This is a genomic window from Actinoplanes sp. NBRC 103695 (assembly GCF_030269485.1).
Taxonomy (GTDB): domain Bacteria; phylum Actinomycetota; class Actinomycetes; order Mycobacteriales; family Micromonosporaceae; genus Actinoplanes.
This window is the reverse complement of record NZ_BSTL01000001.1, coordinates 90,944-107,249: the sequence shown is the minus strand read 5'-3', so window position 1 is coordinate 107,249 and position 16,306 is coordinate 90,944. Positions and strand designations below refer to the sequence as shown.

At 70.5% G+C, this 16,306-nt stretch carries 19 protein-coding genes; 13 read left to right on the top strand and 6 right to left on the bottom strand.

Features of this window, described 5'->3' with window-relative positions:
• The first annotated feature begins 84 nt into the window (after positions 1-84).
• Genes QSK31_RS00440 through QSK31_RS00430 form a run of 3 tightly spaced genes read left to right on the top strand, consistent with a single transcriptional unit; the run spans position 85 to position 2,590 of the window.
• Positions 85-1,071, top strand: a complete 987-nt coding sequence (locus tag QSK31_RS00440) for an ABC transporter substrate-binding protein (protein ID WP_502872881.1) — start codon at positions 85-87, stop codon at positions 1,069-1,071.
• Positions 1,068-1,838, top strand: a complete 771-nt coding sequence (locus QSK31_RS00435) for a class I SAM-dependent methyltransferase (protein ID WP_285679863.1) — start codon at positions 1,068-1,070, stop codon at positions 1,836-1,838. Before QSK31_RS00440 ends, QSK31_RS00435 begins: the two co-directional genes overlap by 4 nt.
• A complete protein-coding gene (locus QSK31_RS00430; protein ID WP_285679861.1) occupies positions 1,835-2,590 on the top strand; it encodes an ABC transporter permease in 756 nt (251 codons plus the stop codon). Before QSK31_RS00435 ends, QSK31_RS00430 begins: the two co-directional genes overlap by 4 nt.
• A gap of 75 nt (positions 2,591-2,665) precedes the next feature.
• Here the strand turns inward: QSK31_RS00430 and QSK31_RS00425 are convergent, their stop codons facing one another.
• The 5 genes from QSK31_RS00425 to QSK31_RS00405 all read right to left on the bottom strand — a co-directional run bounded on the left by QSK31_RS00425 (position 2,666) and on the right by QSK31_RS00405 (position 7,679).
• Positions 2,666-4,462 carry a rhamnogalacturonan lyase gene (locus tag QSK31_RS00425; protein ID WP_285679859.1) on the bottom strand — a complete coding sequence of 599 codons (1,797 nt, stop codon included), beginning with the start codon at positions 4,460-4,462 and terminating at the stop codon, positions 2,666-2,668.
• Positions 4,463-4,571: 109 nt separating this feature from the next.
• The gene (locus tag QSK31_RS00420) at positions 4,572-5,192 is read right to left on the bottom strand and encodes a GOLPH3/VPS74 family protein (protein WP_285679858.1); all 621 of its coding nucleotides are present in this window, start codon (positions 5,190-5,192) and stop codon (positions 4,572-4,574) included.
• Position 5,193: 1 nt separating this feature from the next.
• Entirely contained in the window at positions 5,194-5,484 is a 291-nt protein-coding gene (locus QSK31_RS00415) for a type II toxin-antitoxin system antitoxin (protein ID WP_285679856.1), read from the bottom strand.
• 4 nt (positions 5,485-5,488) lie between these two features.
• Positions 5,489-6,400, bottom strand: coding sequence for an SPFH domain-containing protein (locus QSK31_RS00410; protein WP_285679855.1), 912 nt, complete (start codon positions 6,398-6,400; stop codon positions 5,489-5,491).
• A 106-nt stretch (positions 6,401-6,506) separates the two neighbouring features.
• Positions 6,507-7,679: a PP2C family protein-serine/threonine phosphatase gene (locus tag QSK31_RS00405; protein WP_285679853.1), complete on the bottom strand. Its 1,173-nt coding sequence runs from the start codon at positions 7,677-7,679 to the stop codon at positions 6,507-6,509.
• Between the two features lie 271 nt (positions 7,680-7,950).
• On the opposite strand from QSK31_RS00405, the gene QSK31_RS00400 reads away from it, so the two are divergent.
• Both QSK31_RS00400 and QSK31_RS00395 read left to right on the top strand, forming a co-directional pair.
• Positions 7,951-8,931, top strand: coding sequence for a pectate lyase family protein (locus QSK31_RS00400; protein ID WP_285679852.1), 981 nt, complete (start codon positions 7,951-7,953; stop codon positions 8,929-8,931).
• A 156-nt stretch (positions 8,932-9,087) separates the two neighbouring features.
• Positions 9,088-9,495: a PLD nuclease N-terminal domain-containing protein gene (locus QSK31_RS00395; protein ID WP_285679850.1), complete on the top strand. Its 408-nt coding sequence runs from the start codon at positions 9,088-9,090 to the stop codon at positions 9,493-9,495.
• Between the two features lie 3 nt (positions 9,496-9,498).
• On the opposite strand, the gene QSK31_RS00390 is transcribed toward QSK31_RS00395, so the two are convergent.
• Entirely contained in the window at positions 9,499-11,061 is a 1,563-nt protein-coding gene (locus QSK31_RS00390) for an aminotransferase class I/II-fold pyridoxal phosphate-dependent enzyme (protein ID WP_285679848.1), read from the bottom strand.
• Between the two features lie 82 nt (positions 11,062-11,143).
• Between QSK31_RS00390 and QSK31_RS00385 the strand changes: the two genes are divergently transcribed.
• The 8 genes from QSK31_RS00385 (at position 11,144) to QSK31_RS00350 (ending at position 16,304) form a co-directional block, all read left to right on the top strand.
• On the top strand, positions 11,144-11,668 hold the full coding sequence (locus QSK31_RS00385) for a CGNR zinc finger domain-containing protein (protein ID WP_285679847.1): 525 nt from the start codon (positions 11,144-11,146) through the stop codon (positions 11,666-11,668).
• Positions 11,669-11,847: 179 nt separating this feature from the next.
• Positions 11,848-13,041: a S41 family peptidase gene (locus QSK31_RS00380; protein WP_285679846.1), complete on the top strand. Its 1,194-nt coding sequence runs from the start codon at positions 11,848-11,850 to the stop codon at positions 13,039-13,041.
• A gap of 167 nt (positions 13,042-13,208) precedes the next feature.
• Positions 13,209-13,913: a hypothetical protein gene (locus QSK31_RS00375; RefSeq protein ID WP_285679845.1), complete on the top strand. Its 705-nt coding sequence runs from the start codon at positions 13,209-13,211 to the stop codon at positions 13,911-13,913.
• Positions 13,910-14,104 carry a hypothetical protein gene (locus tag QSK31_RS00370; RefSeq protein ID WP_285679844.1) on the top strand — a complete coding sequence of 65 codons (195 nt, stop codon included), beginning with the start codon at positions 13,910-13,912 and terminating at the stop codon, positions 14,102-14,104. Before QSK31_RS00375 ends, QSK31_RS00370 begins: the two co-directional genes overlap by 4 nt.
• Before the next feature lie 11 nt (positions 14,105-14,115).
• Positions 14,116-14,502 carry a YbaB/EbfC family nucleoid-associated protein gene (locus tag QSK31_RS00365; RefSeq protein ID WP_285679843.1) on the top strand — a complete coding sequence of 129 codons (387 nt, stop codon included), beginning with the start codon at positions 14,116-14,118 and terminating at the stop codon, positions 14,500-14,502.
• Complete coding sequence (locus QSK31_RS00360; protein WP_285679842.1) at positions 14,499-14,828, top strand: hypothetical protein; 330 nt, start codon at positions 14,499-14,501, stop codon at positions 14,826-14,828. Before QSK31_RS00365 ends, QSK31_RS00360 begins: the two co-directional genes overlap by 4 nt.
• The gene (locus QSK31_RS00355) at positions 14,825-16,048 is read left to right on the top strand and encodes a WXG100 family type VII secretion target (protein WP_285679840.1); all 1,224 of its coding nucleotides are present in this window, start codon (positions 14,825-14,827) and stop codon (positions 16,046-16,048) included. Before QSK31_RS00360 ends, QSK31_RS00355 begins: the two co-directional genes overlap by 4 nt.
• On the top strand, positions 16,035-16,304 hold the full coding sequence (locus tag QSK31_RS00350; RefSeq protein WP_285680444.1) for a hypothetical protein: 270 nt from the start codon (positions 16,035-16,037) through the stop codon (positions 16,302-16,304). Before QSK31_RS00355 ends, QSK31_RS00350 begins: the two co-directional genes overlap by 14 nt.
• Positions 16,305-16,306: the final 2 nt, after the last annotated feature.

Below are 16,306 nucleotides of genomic sequence, written 5' to 3'. Positions count from 1 at the left end.
GGGGAGGAGCATGTGGACAGTCAATTCTTGGACACTTCCTCCGCCGTGATTGATCTATGGTCTTGAATCGATCAGATGGATAGGGTGCGAGCACTTCTATCGATCGTCATCATTCTTCTACTCGTCGGCGGCTGTTCGGGCAAGCCCGGCGAAACTGGTCCCGAGCTGCGCAAGATCGTCTATCTGACCGCCTTCGGCGCCGCCGGGCGCGACGCCTTCGCCTGGATCGCCCAGGAGAAGGGCTACTTCCGCGAGGCCGGCCTGGACGTTGAGATCCAGCTCGGCGCGGCGACCGGGGAAAACCTGAAGACACTCGCCGCGGGCCGCGTCCAGTTCGCCGACAACGATCTGATCGGCGGCACCATCCTGGCCGGCAAGGGCACGTTCACCGGCTTCCGGGCGATCGCCGCGATCCATCAGGAGACCCTGGTGTCGATCGTCGCTCCCCAGGACGGCCCGGTGCGCAAGCCCGGCGATCTCTCCGGCAGGACGCTCGGCGCGGCCACCGGGTCGGTCAATCAACTTCTCTTTCCCGCGTACGCCAGGAAGGCCGGCTTCGATGCCGCAACGGTCAAGTGGGTGAACGCCTCGCCGCAACAGGTGCCCGCGCTCCTGGCGGCCGGGCGGGTCGACGCCCTGAGCACGTTCCTGATCGGGCGGCCGGGCATCGAGAAGGCGGCCGGCAAGCCGATGACCGTGCTGCCCTACAGCGACGTCCTGCCCGAGCTCTTCGGCAACGCGATCATCACCAGCACCGCGACGATCGCCGAGGATCCGGACCTGGTCCGCCGCTTCCGGGATGCCGCCCTCGAGGGTCTGCAGTACACCCTGGAGCATCCGGACGAGGCCGCCGCGCTGCTGCACCGGAAGAACCCGGCGAGCGCCGCCGCCGCCGCGAAGGGCGAGATCACGCTGATGACCCCGTACACGAAACCGGCCGCCGGCAAACCGCTCGGCGCGATCGACCGCGCGCGGGTGACCACCGCGATCGCCGTGCTCGTCGAGACCGGGTTGATCCCGCCGGGCCTGACCGCCGACAAGGTGGTCGAGTTCCCGCTGACGCCGCAATGACGTACGCCTTCGGGAACGCCGACGCCGAGGCGGCGAACCGGCATCGCCACCTGGCGGCGATGTTCGACGACTTCTCCACCGCCCGGATCGCGGGGCTCGGCGGCGTCACGAACAAGCGGTGTCTCGAGCTCGGCGCCGGCGGCGGCAGCATGGCCGCGCGGCTGGCGGCACTGGGCGGCGAGGTGCTCGCCACCGACCTCGACGTGCGGCACCTGCCACGGGACGGCGGGTTCGGCGTCCTCGAGCACGACCTGCAACGCGAGCCGCTCCCGCCCGGGCCGTGGGATCTCATCCACGCCCGCCTGCTGCTGCTCCACCTGCCCGACCGCGAGGCGGTGCTGAAACGGCTGGCCGCGGCCCTGGCGCCGGGCGGGGTGCTGCTCATCGAGGACTTCTACTCGACCATCCGCATGGGTGTGCTGCGCGCGCCGACCCCGGCCGACGCCGCCGTCTACAACGCCTACCACGACACCCTGGTCGACCGGGTGCTGCCGGCCCGCGGCAACGACGGGACCTGGGCCGGCCGGGCGCACGCCGCGATGCTCGACGCCGGCCTCACCGGCGTCACCACCGAGGTGCACGCGCGGTCCTGGCCGGGCGGCTCCCCCGGCGCCCTGTTGCAGGCCGCCAACATCGTGCAGCAGCGGCCCGCCTTCCGCGACGCCGGCATGTCCGACGCCGACATCGATCGCGTGCTGGCGCTGATGAACGACCCGGAAATGGTCATCCGCGCGCACCTGCTCTATTCGACGGCTGGGTTTGCGTGAGCCGCACCGGATTTCTCGCCCCCGTGGTGACAGCGACCGGGGCGATCGCGTTGTGGTGGTGGCTGACCGACGCCCTCGACATCCGGCCGTTCTTCCTGCCGTCGCCCCCGGACATCGTGACGGCGTTCCGGCAACAGCCCCGCTACCTGGTGGCCGAGCTGGGCCACACGGTCGCGTCGACGCTGCTCGGGTTCGGGCTGGCGGCCGCGGCCGGGGTGCTGATCGCGATCGGGCTGACCTCGTCCGGCCTGATCCAGCGGGCGACCCTGCCGCTGCTGGTCGCGGTCAACGCCGTACCCAAGGTCGCCATCGCTCCCCTGCTGGTCGTCTGGCTCGGTTTCGGCCTCCAGCCAAAGATCGTGCTGGTCGTGCTCATCTCGTTCTTCCCGATCGTGCTCTCCGCGTCGGCCGGCCTGACCTCGCTGCCGATCGAGCTCACCGAGCTGTCCCGGTCGATGGCCGCTTCCCGGTGGCAGGCGTACGCCCGGTTCCGGCTCCCGTGGGCACTGCCGCAAATCTTCGTCGGGCTGAAGGTCGGCGCCACGCTGGCCGTGATCGGCGCGGTGGTGGCCGAGATCAGCAGTCCGCAGAACGGCCTGGGCGCGGTGATCGCCCTGTCCAGCGCCAACGCGGACACTCCCCTGGCCTTCGCCGCGGTCCTGCTGCTCGCCCTGCTCAGCATCACGCTCTTCTACACCGTGGTGGCGGTCGAACGCCTCGCCCTGCCCTGGGCCCGAGCCGTCACGGGCTGATTCTTTGAAGCACGCCCGGGCCCCTGCGCCGATCAGAAGACCCGGGCGGCCGTTCAGGTCACCCTCGGCCTCGCCTCAGCCGATGGCGAAGCTCGGGTGCGGCGGCTGGTTGTACGCCGTGTTCTGCCAGGCGACCGCCTCGCGGTACATCCGGTCCTGCATCAGCGACGGCCGGGAGATGCTGGTCGAGTCGGTCGTCGAGTAGATGCGCAGCTTCGTGTTGTCGCTGGTCGGCCAGATGGCCTCCTCGCGCCAGTCGCCGAGGATGTCCGCCTGAAGCGACGGCGTCGCCTTGGTGCCGTTGTTGGAGTGCACGCCACTCGCGGTCAGCAGCCGGGTGTCGCCGCCGGTCCCGTACTTGTCGATGTGTGTGCCGTCGAGCAGCTCCCGCTGGCCGTCGCCGTCCCACCAGATGACGAAGTTCGCCGAGCCCGGCTTGCGCCCGATGTTCCCGCCGCCGGTGTTGAACAGCCCGCTGACCGCCGACGACCACGACTCGGCGCCCGGGCTGCCCGCGTAGATGTCGGCCGACACGCCGCGCCCGTTGTCACAGCCGCAGGACGCGTTCGACCAGATGATCGATCCGGTACGCGCGTCCGCCATCCACGCCGCCAGCTTCGTCGTCGACTCGTCGACCTTGAAGACCTCCAGCCCCGCGCGGCCGGGGATGAGGTCACCGACGTGGTAGGCGTCGCCGTGCCCCTGCCCGTTCACCCACAGCCCGTTGCCGTTGTCGTCGACGGCCATGGCGCCGTACAGGATCTCGTCCCGCCCGTCGGCGTCCACGTCGGCGATCGAGAGCTGGTGGTTGCCTTGTCCCGTCCACGCCGAGCCGTTCGTCGACGAGCTGCTGTCGAAGGTCCAGCGCCGGGTCAGCGCCCCGTTCCGGAAGTCCCACGCCGCGATGACGCTGCGCGTGTAGTACCCGCGGGCCATGATGATGCTCGGGTACGAGCCGGTGACGTACGCGGTGCCGGCCAGGAACCGGTCGACCCGGTTGCCGTAGCTGTCCCCCCACGACGACACGGTTCCGCGGGCCGGCACGTAGTTCTCGGTGTCCAGCGCCCGGCCGGTCTGCCCGCTGAACACGGTGAGGAACTCCGGCCCGGTCAGGATGTAGCCGGACGAGTTCCGGTAGTCCGCCGACGACGACCCGATCACGGTCCCACCGCCGTCCTTCGTACCGTCGGCGGTCTTCATCGCCACCTCGGACTTGCCGTCCCCGTCGTAGTCGTACACCTGGAACTGGGTGTAGTGGGCGCCGGCCCGGATGTTCCGGCCCAGGTCGATGCGCCACAGCCGGGTGCCGTTCAGCTCATACGCGTCGATGAAGACGTTGCCGGTGTAGCCGGACTGCGAGTTGTCCTTGGCGTTGGACGGATCCCACTTGAGGACGATCTCCCACTGCCCGTCGCCGTCCAGGTCACCGACGCTCGCGTCGTTGGCCGAGTAGGTGTACGCGACGCCGTCCGGGGTGGTGCCGCCCGCCGGGATCTGGATCGGCACGTCCTGGCTGGTGGCGAACGTTTGCACGGGGTCACCGGCGGCCAGCGTCCCGACACCGCTGCCGACGGTGTAGGTGGCGCCGGCCGGGGCGCCCACGTCGGTGAAGTTGGTGACGCCGCTCGTGGCGATCCTGGCGCCGTCCCGGTAGACGGCGTAGGTGGCCGCGTCGCCGGTGAGCTGACGCCAGGACAGGAAGTTGCCCTTCGGCGTCCGCATGGCGATCAGGCCGCGGTCGAGCTTCTCGGTGACGCCGGGGTTCGCGACGGGTACGGAGGACTGTTCGGCGGCGTGCGCCTGTGCGGCGACCGCGCCGCCGGCGACCACGAGGAGGACGCTCGCAGCCGCCAGGGTCTTGGCTCGGTTCATCGGTACCGTCCACGGGAGTCGGGAAAGCGCTTACCTTGGCGGACACGCTAAGCAGCGCATCAACCGAAGTCAATGGGAGCGCTCCCAATTTCTCCTCTGGACGCGGTTTTCAGCCGCCCGCCGACGAAGCCTCCTCGATCGCCCGGCGCAGGGCCGGTCCGATCGGTCCACTGAGCGCGGTGAGCTCCCGGAGCCGGCGCTTGTTGGCCCGGCGGCGCTGCCGATCGAGCACGATCTTGAGGTCTCCCGCGGCGACGATGGCCACCAGCGCCGCATCGGCCGGGTCGACCCGGTCGATCGGCTTCTTCAGGGCGCCGGTGACGCGGCCGATCAGCTCCTTGCGGACGCGCGGGTCGCGGACGGTCACCCGTGTCGCCGGGAAGAGCCCCAGGATCTTGTAGGGCTCGAGGCGGACCCAGCCGCCGTCACCGAGCTGCCGGCGCGTCTCCCTGATGAGGTGACGCTGCCGGCGGCCGACCCAGACCTGCCACTTGCGCGGGCGCGAGGCGGCGATCTCCTCGAGCAAGGGCAGCAGAACCGGATCGTGGCACGGGTGCCGGGTCACGACGGCGCGACCGCGCTCGTCGGCGAGATGGCCGGTGACATAGAGGTCGGCGAGGGCGGCGGCGCGGAGCAGGGCGCCGAGGTGGGAGCCGATGGCAACCCTGCCCTTGTCGGGGTTGTAGGCCAGCAGGAACATGCGCTGCGCGAGACGGGCGGGCACTTCCATGTCACTGTCCTTCCGAGTCGTTCGAGTCGTTCGAGTCGTTCGAGTCTTCCGGGTCGTCCGAGTCGCCCGGGTCGTTCGAGCCTTCCGGGACGTCCGAGGTGGCGGGGGGCCTCCCGGGACCTCGGATCCGGCCGACCCCGCCGGGGAGCCGGCCGGCGTCGGCGAGGGCCCTGCGCAGCAGGTACTCGATGTGGGCGTTGGTGCTGCGAAGCTCATCCCCGGCCCAGCGTGCGAGCGCGTCGTGCACGGCCGGATCGAGCCGGAGAAGGAGCTTCTTCCGTTCGGTAGCCATGTGCCTAGGAGTAGAGGGTGCCCGCGTTGACCACGGGCTGGGCGTCCCGGTCGCCGCAGAGGACCACCAGCAGGTTGCTGACCATCGCGGCCTTGCGCTCCTCGTCCAGGTCGACGACGTGGTTCTCGGCGAGGCGGAGCAGCGCCATCTCCACCATGCCCACCGCACCCTCGACGATGCGGGCCCGGGCCGCCACGATCGCGTTCGCCTGCTGCCGGCGGAGCATGGCATGAGCGATCTCGGGCGAGTAGGCGAGGCGGGTCAGCCGGGACTCGATGATCTTCACTCCGGCGGCGGCGACGCGTACGCCGATCTCCTCGGACAACCGGGCGGTGATCTCGTCGGCGTTGTCGCGCAGGGACATCAGGGTGGTGTCGTGGGAGTCGTAGGAGTAGCTGTTGGCGATGTGCCGGACGGCGGTCTCGGTCTGGATGGCGACGAACTCGATGAAGTCGTCGACCTCGAAGACGGCACGGGCGGTGTCCTCGACCTGCCAGACGACCACGGCGGCGATCTCGATGGGGTTGCCGTCGGCGTCGTTGACCTTGAGCACATCGGTCTCGTGGTTGCGGATCCGGGTGGAGACACGGCGCCTGGCGGTGAGCGGGTTGACCCAGCGCAGCCCGTCGGTGCGGACGGTGCCGATGTAGCGGCCGAGGAGCTGAAGGACTCGGGCCTCGCCGGGCGCGACGGGGGTGAGACCGGCCAGGGCGAGCAGGCCGGCCAGCCCGAGCAGGACGCTGAACCCGACGAGGCTGAGGATGACCGCGTCGTCCTGCTGCTGCACGCCGGCGATGAACGTCGCGATGCCGACGATGATCACCAGGACGGCCGCAGCGAGGACCGGCCAGCCCGAAGCGCCTCGGGCGATGCGCTCGCGCACCTGCGGGGCGGGCAGATCGAGGTGTTCCGTCATGGAGGACTCCTTCACCGTGATGATGTCATCAGACTATCAAAGTGATATCACTTTTCCAAGCGGCGATCGGCGACGGGGAGCAGGGTCGTGGAGCAGGGGACCTAGGTCAGTGGTGCCACTGGATCATCGCGGCGGTGGCGTCGTCACGGAGCTCGCCCGCCTCGTACGAGATGATCGCATGGACCAGGCGGCGCATCAGCTCGGCGGCGGAGTACCCCCGCTCCATCGCGTCGAGGACGAACTCGGACAGCCGCTCGGGCCCGAAGAGGGCGCCGCTCGCGTCCCGCGCCTCGGTGATGCCGTCCGTGTAGAGCACCAGGGTGTCCCCCGGCTCGAGCTGCTGCTCGACGACCTGCGGCGGGCGGTTGATCATCGCGCCGAGACCGAGCGGGAGGGCGTTGGGAGCGGGCAGCGCGGGCGAGCGACGGCCACCGCGCAGCAGCAGCTCGGCCGGATGCCCGGCGCTGATCCGCTGGTAACGGCCGGTCGCGGTGTCCAGCTCGGCGAGGAGCGCGGTGACGAACTTGCCGGGGTGCCGGGCGCGGATCCACTTGTCGATCGAGCGGTAGGTGTCGGCGAGGCCCAGCCCGGAGCGGCGGGCGTTGCGGTAGGTGTTGAGGCTCAGCGTGGTGAGCGAGCTGGCGTCGATGCCGTGGCCGACCGTGTCGAAGAGGCCGACGTGCAGGATGTCGCCGTTGGCCGCGTAGTCGAAGGCGTCGCCGCCGACGTCGTAGCAGGGCTCCAGGACCGCGGTCACCACGGTGCCGTCGACCGCGCAGGTGAGCGGCGGCAACTGGTTCCAGATGATCTCGGCGGCCAGCTGCATCGGCAGCCGGCGGCGGGTGCGTTCGACCGCGTCGCCGTAGAAGCGGCGGCTGGCGATCAGCTCGGCCACCAGCGCGGCGATCGTCTCCAGGTCGTGCCGGGCCTCGTCCGACGGGTACGCCTTGACGCCCAGCTCGAGCACGCCCAGCCGTTCGGCGCCGTGCAGCAGCGGCAGCCAGAGCCGCCCGCCCTCGGGGTCGTCGAGCCACGACTCGGTCGCGGTGGTGAAGCAGTGGCCGGCCGGGGTGTCCAGCACCGGTCTCGGCTCGGCGGCCTCCGGCGTGGTGCCCTGCAGCGGGCAGAGGTCGAGCTGGCCGTAGTCGATCAGCAGGACGCCCGCGGTCTCGGCGCCCAGCAGCGGCGCGGCATGCATCAGCACCGCGGGGAGGTCTTCGGCGCGGCCGCGGTGCCGTAGATCCAAAAGCCGGCGTACGGCCTCCATCGGAGCATGCATCCACCCCATCATCGACCACTCGAGGCCCGGGAGCCATCCGGCGCGCGAATCAGTGCAGCTCGGACGTATGCAAATAATCTGCAAACGTCAATGGGTTCACAACAATGTCGGGCTGTGCTTTTCTGTGCGTGGGAGCGTTCCCACTATCAGAGAGCACGCAGCGGATCCGCCTTCGACCGCAGGTCGCGGGCCACCGCAACGCGCAGCATCGCATTCCACCGTGCCCTGCGCGAAATTGCGTTCCTCTCCCCAATTGAAGGAGTGGTGAGTCATGTCCGGCCGCATTCCACGGCTTCTGAAGTATGTCTCCGTCCTGGCGGTGCCCGTCCTCATCGCCGGTGGTGCGGCCGGTGCCGCACACGGCCAGGGGACCACCGGCGCGCAGCCCTTCGGCGTCCTCGACCAGGTCGGCTGGAGCACCCAGAACGGCGGCACCACCGGCGGCGGCAGCGCCTCGGCCACCACCGTCACCAGCGCCTCCGCCCTGACCAGCGCGCTCGGCTCGACGAGTGCCGCGGTCATCCGCGTCTCCGGCACCATCTCCTGCTCCGGCATGCTGCGGGTGCGGTCGAACAAGACCATCGTCGGCAACTCCGGGGCGACGATCGCGGGCTGCGGCCTCAACGTCAACGGCGACCGTAACGTCATCATCCGGAACCTGAACTTCCGGAACTGGAACGACGACGCGATCAACGTGCAGGAGTCGGCCACCAACATCTGGATCGACCACAACTCGTTCAGCAACGGCTACGACGGCGCCGTGGACGTCAAGCGCGGCTCCGACTTCGTCACGGTGTCGTGGAACCGGGTCTTCAGCCACGACAAGTCGATGCTGCTGGGCCACAGTGACGACAACGGCAGCCAGGACCGTGGCCACCTGCGCGTCACGTACCACCACAACTATTTCGACGGCTCCACCCAGCGCCACCCCCGCGTGCGCTTCGGCAACCCGGTGCACGTCTACAACAACTACTACCGCAGCAACAGCGGCTACGGCGTCGCCTCCACCGAAGGCGCCGGCGTCCTCGTCGAGGCCAACTCCTTCGAAGGTGTCAGCGACCCGTTCCACCTCGGCGAGGGCGACTCCGGCCCGGGCACGCTGGTCGCCCGCAACAACCTGCTGGTCAACTCCGGCAGCGGCCAGACCGGCGGCAGCGTCGCCTCGATCCCCTACTCCTACACCCCGGACGCGGCGTCGAACGTGAAGTCGCTGGTCACCGCGAACGCGGGCGCGGGCAAGATTTCGATCTGACGCCCGTACCCGAGAAGAGCCCGTACCCGAGAAGAACAGCCGCCGCCCGGGATTCCCACACCGGGCGGCGGCCTCCTGCCCGGCCGGCGTCGGCTGTTCCCGTCCAGCTCCCGAAAGGGACCACGAACCTGAGAGATCTCTGAGAACATCGTCGCCATGTTCCGCCTCTACTCGCTGTTCGTGCTCCTCGACATCGTGCTGCTCGTGGTCGCCCTGATCGACTGCCTCTCGGCCGACGAGCACGCCATCCGCGCCCTGCCCCGCGTGGTTTGGGTGTTCCTGATCCTGCTGTTCTCGCCGATCGGCGCGATCGCCTGGTTCGTGGCCGGGCGGCCGCCCCGCGCCGTCCGGATGAGCAACGGCGAGAGGTGGCGGCCTGGCTCCGGCTTCCCGGAGGACGAGCGGCCGAGGCGCGGGCAGTCGCTCGCCCCCGACGACGACCCGGAGTTCCTGCGCAACCTGGCCGGGTCGCTCAAGGACGACGAGGCGATGATGAAGAAGTGGGAGGCCGACCTCAAGCGCCGCGAGGACGAGCTGCGGAAGCGCCAGGCGTCGGACGACTGACAGCTACCGCTGGAGGGACTTGTCGACGCCGGCGAGGATCGCCTCCAGCGTCTCGGGCGTGGTGGCGAAGTTGATCCGGGCGTAGGTGCTCTCGGCGCCGAAGTCGAGGCCCGGGCTGAGCTGGACGCGGCCGGTGCGCAGGATGTGCCCGGCCGGGTCGCCGGCGATCGGGGTGCCGGCGAAATCGATCCAGCTCAGGTAGGTCGCCTCCGGGACGTGGTGGGTCAGCCCGCGGGTGGTCGCCCAGGCGGCGACCCGGTCCCGGTTGGCGCGCAGCAGCGTCATCAGGTCGTCGTGCCAGCCGCCCGCCTCGGTCCACGCCGCCGCGGTGGCCACGCGACCGAGGATGTCCGGCGTACCGAAGAAGTCGAGTGGCGCCGCGGCCAGACGCTCCGCGACCGCGTCCGAACCGAGGTGGGCGATCGCGCAGCGGAGCCCGGCGATGTTGAAGGCCTTCGTGGCCGAGGTGGCGGTCACGGTCCGGCCCGCCATGCCCGGCAGCGAGGCGAACGGGATGTGCCGGTGCGGCGCGTACACCAGGTCGGCGTGGATCTCGTCGGCCAGCACCGTCAGGTCGTGCCCGGCGGCCAGGGCGGCCAGTGCCTCGAGCTCGGCGGCGCGGAAGACGCGGCCGGTCGGATTCTGCGGGTTCACCACGACCAGCAGCTTCGCGGCGGCCGCTTCTGCCGCGTCGAAGGTCCAGCCGGACGGGCCCGAACGCATCCGGATCGGCACGACCACCCGCCCGGCGCGCCGGATCGACGCGAGGAACGGCGGATAGGCCGGCACATGCAGCGCCACGCCGTCGCCTGGTTCCGTGGTCAGCTCGATCATGATCTGCAGGATCTGGAGAAGATCACTCAGGACACGGGTACGCCCGGGGCGCGGCGCCCAGCCGTACCGGTCGCGCATCCGCCCCTCGAACGCCTCGACCACCGCGTCGTCCGGCCGGAGCGGATAGCCGAGGTCCTGCCGGGCGAGAACAGCGCCGACGCGGTCGAGGATCGGCGGCGCCACCCCGAGATCCATGTCCGCGACCCAGGCGGGCAGCACGTCCGGCTCGACGTCGCGCCACTTGGCCCCGAGCCCGTCCCGCAGCCGCTCGGGCGGACCGGGCGTGCCGGCCACGATCAGGTCGCGCAGCACCTCCATCTGGCCGTGGTGCTGGGCCAGTTCCTCGTAGACGTGCAGCAGCGCGGCGCCCTGGTCGAGCTCGCGGTCCGGCCCGTCGAAGCCGGCCGGCGGGCGCGCGGCCAGCGGCGCCCGCGGACGGGCGGCGTGCACGTCGGCGTGGAAGGCGGCCCGGACCTTCGCGCAACGCTCGAGCAGCGGCGCGACCGGCCCGGACGCGGTGAACTCGGCCGCCCTGTCGCGCTCGACCGGACGCCCGGCGACCAGGCCGCCGGCCCACGCCTCGACCACACCCAGGCAGTGGGTGAGCAGGGCGTAGGGCGAGTTGCCGCCGGACCGCGCGTTGGCACGCTCGTCCCCGAGGGTGGCAACGATGCCGATCATGCCGTCGAGCGCGCGCCCGGCGAAGTAGAGGTAGTCGTCCCGGTCGAGCATGGTGACCTCCGGTTACCGGTTTGACTGGTAACCGCAGTGTGCCGGGCAATCGAGTTACCGGTCAAGGGGGTAACATCGGGGCATGTTCGTGAGCGGCAACCTCGCCCTGGATCTCGCCGGCACCCTGAAGTGGCGGCGGGACACCCCCGAGGAGACGCTGGATTCGCCGGACGATCTCGACGACTGGCTGGTCCGGGCCGGGGTGCTGGACACGCCGCCCGGGGCGGACCCGGCCGATCTGACCTCCGCCCGGCGGCTGCGCGAGGCGGCGTACGCGCTGGTGCTGGCCCACACCGGCGGCCGGCCGCTCCCGCCGGACGCACTCGCCACGGTCAACGAGTACGCCGCCGTGGCCCCCGTCCGCCTCGCCCTGACCGCGGACGGCCTGCGCCGCACCGGCCCGGTCGGCGCCGCGCTCTCCGACGTCGCCCGTTCCCTGCTGACCCTGCTGAGCGAGACCGGCACGACGGTCAAGGAGTGCGCCAAGCCGGCGTGCACGCGGCTCTATGTGGACCGTTCCCGAGGCGCCCGCCGCACCTGGTGCGGCATGCAGGAGTGCGGCAGCCAGGCCAAGATGGCGGCGTACCGGGCCCGCCGCCGCGCCTGACCGGTATTGCCGGGGTGTTTCAGAGCCGGCCGCGGCGGACGGCCTCCATGCCCATCCGGAAGCACGAACCGTCTGCCGACACGAACGGCCGCTCGACGAGATCCCCTACAGTCATCGCCTGCCGTCTGCCCTGCGCGAACGGCCGCCCGGAGCGGCGCCGCGGCATCTAGCGTGGAGCGATGACCGTAGGGGATCTCGTCGAGCGGCTGGCCGGGTGGATCGAACGGCTGATGCCGGCCGGGGAGCGGCGGGACCGGCTCGCCGTCGAGGTGCGGGAGCGGTTCGGCGGGAGCCCGGACGCGGTGACCGCGGGCGTGTGCCGCGAGATCGAACAGGTCGCGTGGGAGCACAGCCGGCACCTGCTGCTGGTCTTCGAGCCGGACGGGACCGAGCCCGCCGACGAGGAGAGCAAAGGCTGGCCGCCGACCGACCCGGACGAGGTGCGGGCGCGGGCCGCCGGCGTCGGTGAGGCGCGGCGGCTGGACGGCGGCGCCTGCCTGATCCGGGTCGACGGACTCGACGCGATCGGGCCGGCCCGGCCGTTCCTGGAAGCCGCGTTCACGCTGGCCGACGGGGCCGAGCGCATCCTGCTCGACCTGCGCGGCAACGGCGGCGGGGATCCGGCCACGGTCGCCCTGATCGCCGGGCGGCTGCTCGGGGACGAGGCCGAGCAGCTGTCCGACGTGGTCTACCGGGATCGGCGGCGGCAGTGGTGGACCCCCGACCTGGCACCCGGGACCGCCCTCACCCAGCCCGTCGCTGTTCTCGTGGGCGAGGGGACGTTCTCCTCGGGGAAGCGCTCGCCTACCACCTGCAGGCGCGCGGGAGGGTCACCGTCGTCGGTGAACGGACTCCGGGCGCGGCCGACCACATCACGCCGGTCCGGCTCGGGCCGTCGGTGCTCGGGCTGCTGCCGGAGGCGTACGTGGTGGACTCACGCACCGGGACCAACTGGGAAGGCCGCGGTGTCGTCCCGGACGTCTCCTGTCCGGCCGGCGAAGCCGTGGCCGCCGCGCTCGAACTCCGGCTCCGCCGCCGACCCGCGGGACCGCGCCGGTGATGCCGGAAGCGGCGGCGCTGGTCGCCGAGCCGGGGCCGGTCTTCCCCCTGCTGTCCGTGATCGGGACGCAGCGGAGGGACTGTCCAAAGTCATCCACAGGTCTGGCGGCCGGGCGAGTCCCCTGAGAAACTGCCATCGATCCGACGGGGGCGTCATGGGGGGTCGATGGCAACCGAGGCCGTGCTGTGGGTGCGCCGCATCGTCGTGCCGGTGGTCGCGGTCCTCGCGGCCACGAGCAGCGTCGCGATCCGGTTCACCGGTGACGATTCTCGCGCGCGATCGGCCGTCGCCCCCGTACCGTCCCGGTCTGTGACGCCGGCGCCGCCTCTGCCGTCCTTCTCGCCACCACAGTCGCCGCCGGCCTCGTCACCCGTTCCCCTCACGCCCGTCGCCACCCCGGAAACCGCATCAGCATCCACCTCGAAGCGTCCCGACGCCGGCGGACTCCCTCCCGGCGCCCGGACGCGGGAGAGCGCGTCGATGGACGAGATGCTCCGCCGGGACCAGCCACCGCCCGAGGGGGTCGCGGAGCAGCTCGAGTTCTTCGTCGGCGGCGGGCCGGAATGCGCGCCGAACCAGGGACCCGGCGAGCTCGTGGTGGCCGCGCCCGAGGTCGTGACCATCCCGAGCGCGCCGCTGTTCTGCCTGTTCGGATTCCACGGTGACTTCGCGGTGACCCTGGAGTTCACGACGCCGGCCGGGGCCGTCATCACCAAGATTCTGCCGCCCGGGTGGGACGCCACGACCGAGCCGGTCTTCCCGTTCCCGCCCGGCGGTCCCGAGGGCCGCTACGCCGTCGAGGCCAGCCAGGGGAAGGATCACGCCCGCAGCACGTTCGTCACCCGGCGCACCGACCACCCCACGATGGCGATCGCTCCCCTGCGCGCCGCCGCCGGGTCGACCATCGACGTCTTCTTCGGCGGCCTTCCCCCCGGCACGACCACCGACGTGCACCTGTACGCCTGCGCCGGTTCGGCAGGCCGCCGGGGCAACCACTTCTACCAGGCCACCCACACGGTCACGGCGAACGCAGCCGGCGAGGCGCGGCTCGCCCTGCAAACGAGCCGGTCCACTCCGGCCACCTGCTACGTCCTGGGCAGCCTGGAGATCTTCGACCCGAAGAGCCTCCCGGGCGGCGGCCAGCCGACGTACCTGCCGTTCGCCATCTACGAGACCAAGCCATGATGGCCTCCTCCCGGCGCCGGCTCGTCATGCGCGTGATCGTGATCCTCATCGCCGCGGCCGGCGTGACCGGCTTCGCCGGAGACAACGCGCGGCAGCAGCGACCGGCAAGACCCGGTTCAGCGGCGCTAAACGGCGACCCCGGTCGGCTGACACTGGCGCAGACCGCGGTTACGCTGCCAGTTCATCGATGAAAGCAGGGGTCATGAACGACATCGATGCCGCCGAGGAGTGGCTCGACTCTTGGGTGTCGCAGGTGAACGCGCAGGCCGAGAGGAGCGTCGAGCTCTCCCGTCGAGTGGCTTCCCTGACCGGCACGGCGGAGAGTCGTGACGGCACGATCCGGATCACGGTCGGCGCGGCGGGCCAGATGGAAAAGCTCGACCTGGCTGATGGCGTCAAAGACCTGTCCGGCAGACAGTTGTCCCGGGAGATTCTTTCCGTGATGAGAGCCGCTCAAGCCGATTTGTCGGGCAGAGCCGCCGAGGAGGTACGAGCCACCGTCGGCGAGGACTCTGAGACCGGGCGGGCCGTCATCAACTCCTTCGACACCAGGTTCCCTTCACCGGACGAGAGGGAGGATCTGCGATGAGTCAGGGCTTTCAGATCTCCGCGAGCGACCTTCTCCGGCAAAGCGCCGCGGTCGGCGAAGCCTCGGACCAGATGCGGCGGGCGCGGTCGGCGGTCCGTGAGGTCTCCATCGATACCCAGGCGTACGGGCAGCTCTGCCAGTTCCTGCCCGGCCTTCTCAGTCCTCTCTTCGTCAGTGCGTCGGACGCGATGAACGACGCTACCGAGGCGCTGGAGGAGACGGCGCTGAAGTTGCGCGGCGTCGCAGCAGCAATGGAGCAGAGTGATGCTCAAGCCGCCGGCGAAGTGAACCGCGCCGCAGGCCCCGGCCTCAGCCTGCCGTTGTGACCGACAATCCACTGGTCGCCGATGCGCACAGTTCGACGACCTGGTACACCGGCTTGGGCCTGGTGGAGGACGCCGCACAGATCAGCAGTGGCATCAATGACAACAGCTGGGTGGACACCTCGCTCGGCGGCGTCGGCGGCGCGCTGGACGTTTTGGGCCTGGTGATCGACCCGTTGGGCTCACTGGTGGCGTGGGGCGTCGGCTGGCTGATGGAACACGTCAAGCCCCTGAAGGACGCCCTCGACTGGCTCGCGGGCAATCCGGATGAAGTCGCCGCCCATTCGGCGACATGGCGAAATGTCTCCGCGGCTGTCACCGAGAGCCAGCAACAGTACCTTTCATCGGTTCGCAGCCAGACCGCGGCGTGGCTGGGCGACTCCGGCGAGGCTTACCGGAATCATGCCGGCGCGCAGGCGGACGCCATCGGCGGCATCGCCACGGCGGCCGGAGCGATCTCACACGCGGTCGAGGGCGCCGGCCTCCTCGTCGGACTCGTCCGCGGCATCGTCCGTGACCTGATCGCCCAGTTCGTCGCAACGCTTGCTGCCCGGTTGCCCCAGTGGCTGGCTGAGGCCGGCCTCACGCTGGGTATAGCGACGCCGGTGGTGATCGGACAGGTAGCCACCCTCGTGGCCAAGTGGGTCGACAAGATCCAGCACTTCATCCGCGGCCTCCTGAACAGTCTCCGTCGGCTCAATGGCAAGCTCGACGAGCTCACCGGTGCGCTCGACGCCATCAAGCAGGCCCTCCGCCGGATGAGCCGGTCCCACCCGATGTCCGGCGCGCCCGAAACGCCGGCTGCTCCGGTCTTCTTCAGCAAGAGTCCGGTGCGCAGCAACCAAGATGTCCTGGACAACGGCCCGGGCACTCCGATGACGCTGGACAACGTCCGTGACATCGCCGGTCGGATGGATGTCGATCTCAATGATGTCGACGTCGTGATCATCAGTGATCCCGAGGAGATCCGGTACCTCGATCACATGGACGCCGGCGCGTACACGCCGTCCGAGATGAGCGGAGCACAGATCCGCCTCGGCCCGGCAAGCTTCGCCGATGACGAGACGCTGGCCGCTACGATCGCTCACGAACACACCCATGTGCAGCAACAACGTGCGGGTGAACACCTGCATCGGCCGCTGAAGGAACTCGAGGATCGGGCCTACGACAGTGAGGTGCCTGCCCTCGAACGGTATAGAAACGGTCGTGATGACAGCAGCTAAGCAGTTTCGGGTCAATGAGGTGTTCGACATCGCCGCCCGGGGCGGGCTTGTCGCGGTCGGAATGGTCGTCGGAGGCGAGCTCGCCGGGCTGCCGCACCTGCGGGACGAGGCCACCGGGCGACCGGTCCGAGTACTGGGCGTCGATCACCCCACGCCCCGGACACAGCGCACCGGCGAGACCATCCTGGTGGTCGACCGGGCCGACGCCGAGGTCGTGGCCGTCGGCCGGGTCTGGGTCGTCTCACCCGCCGATTGACG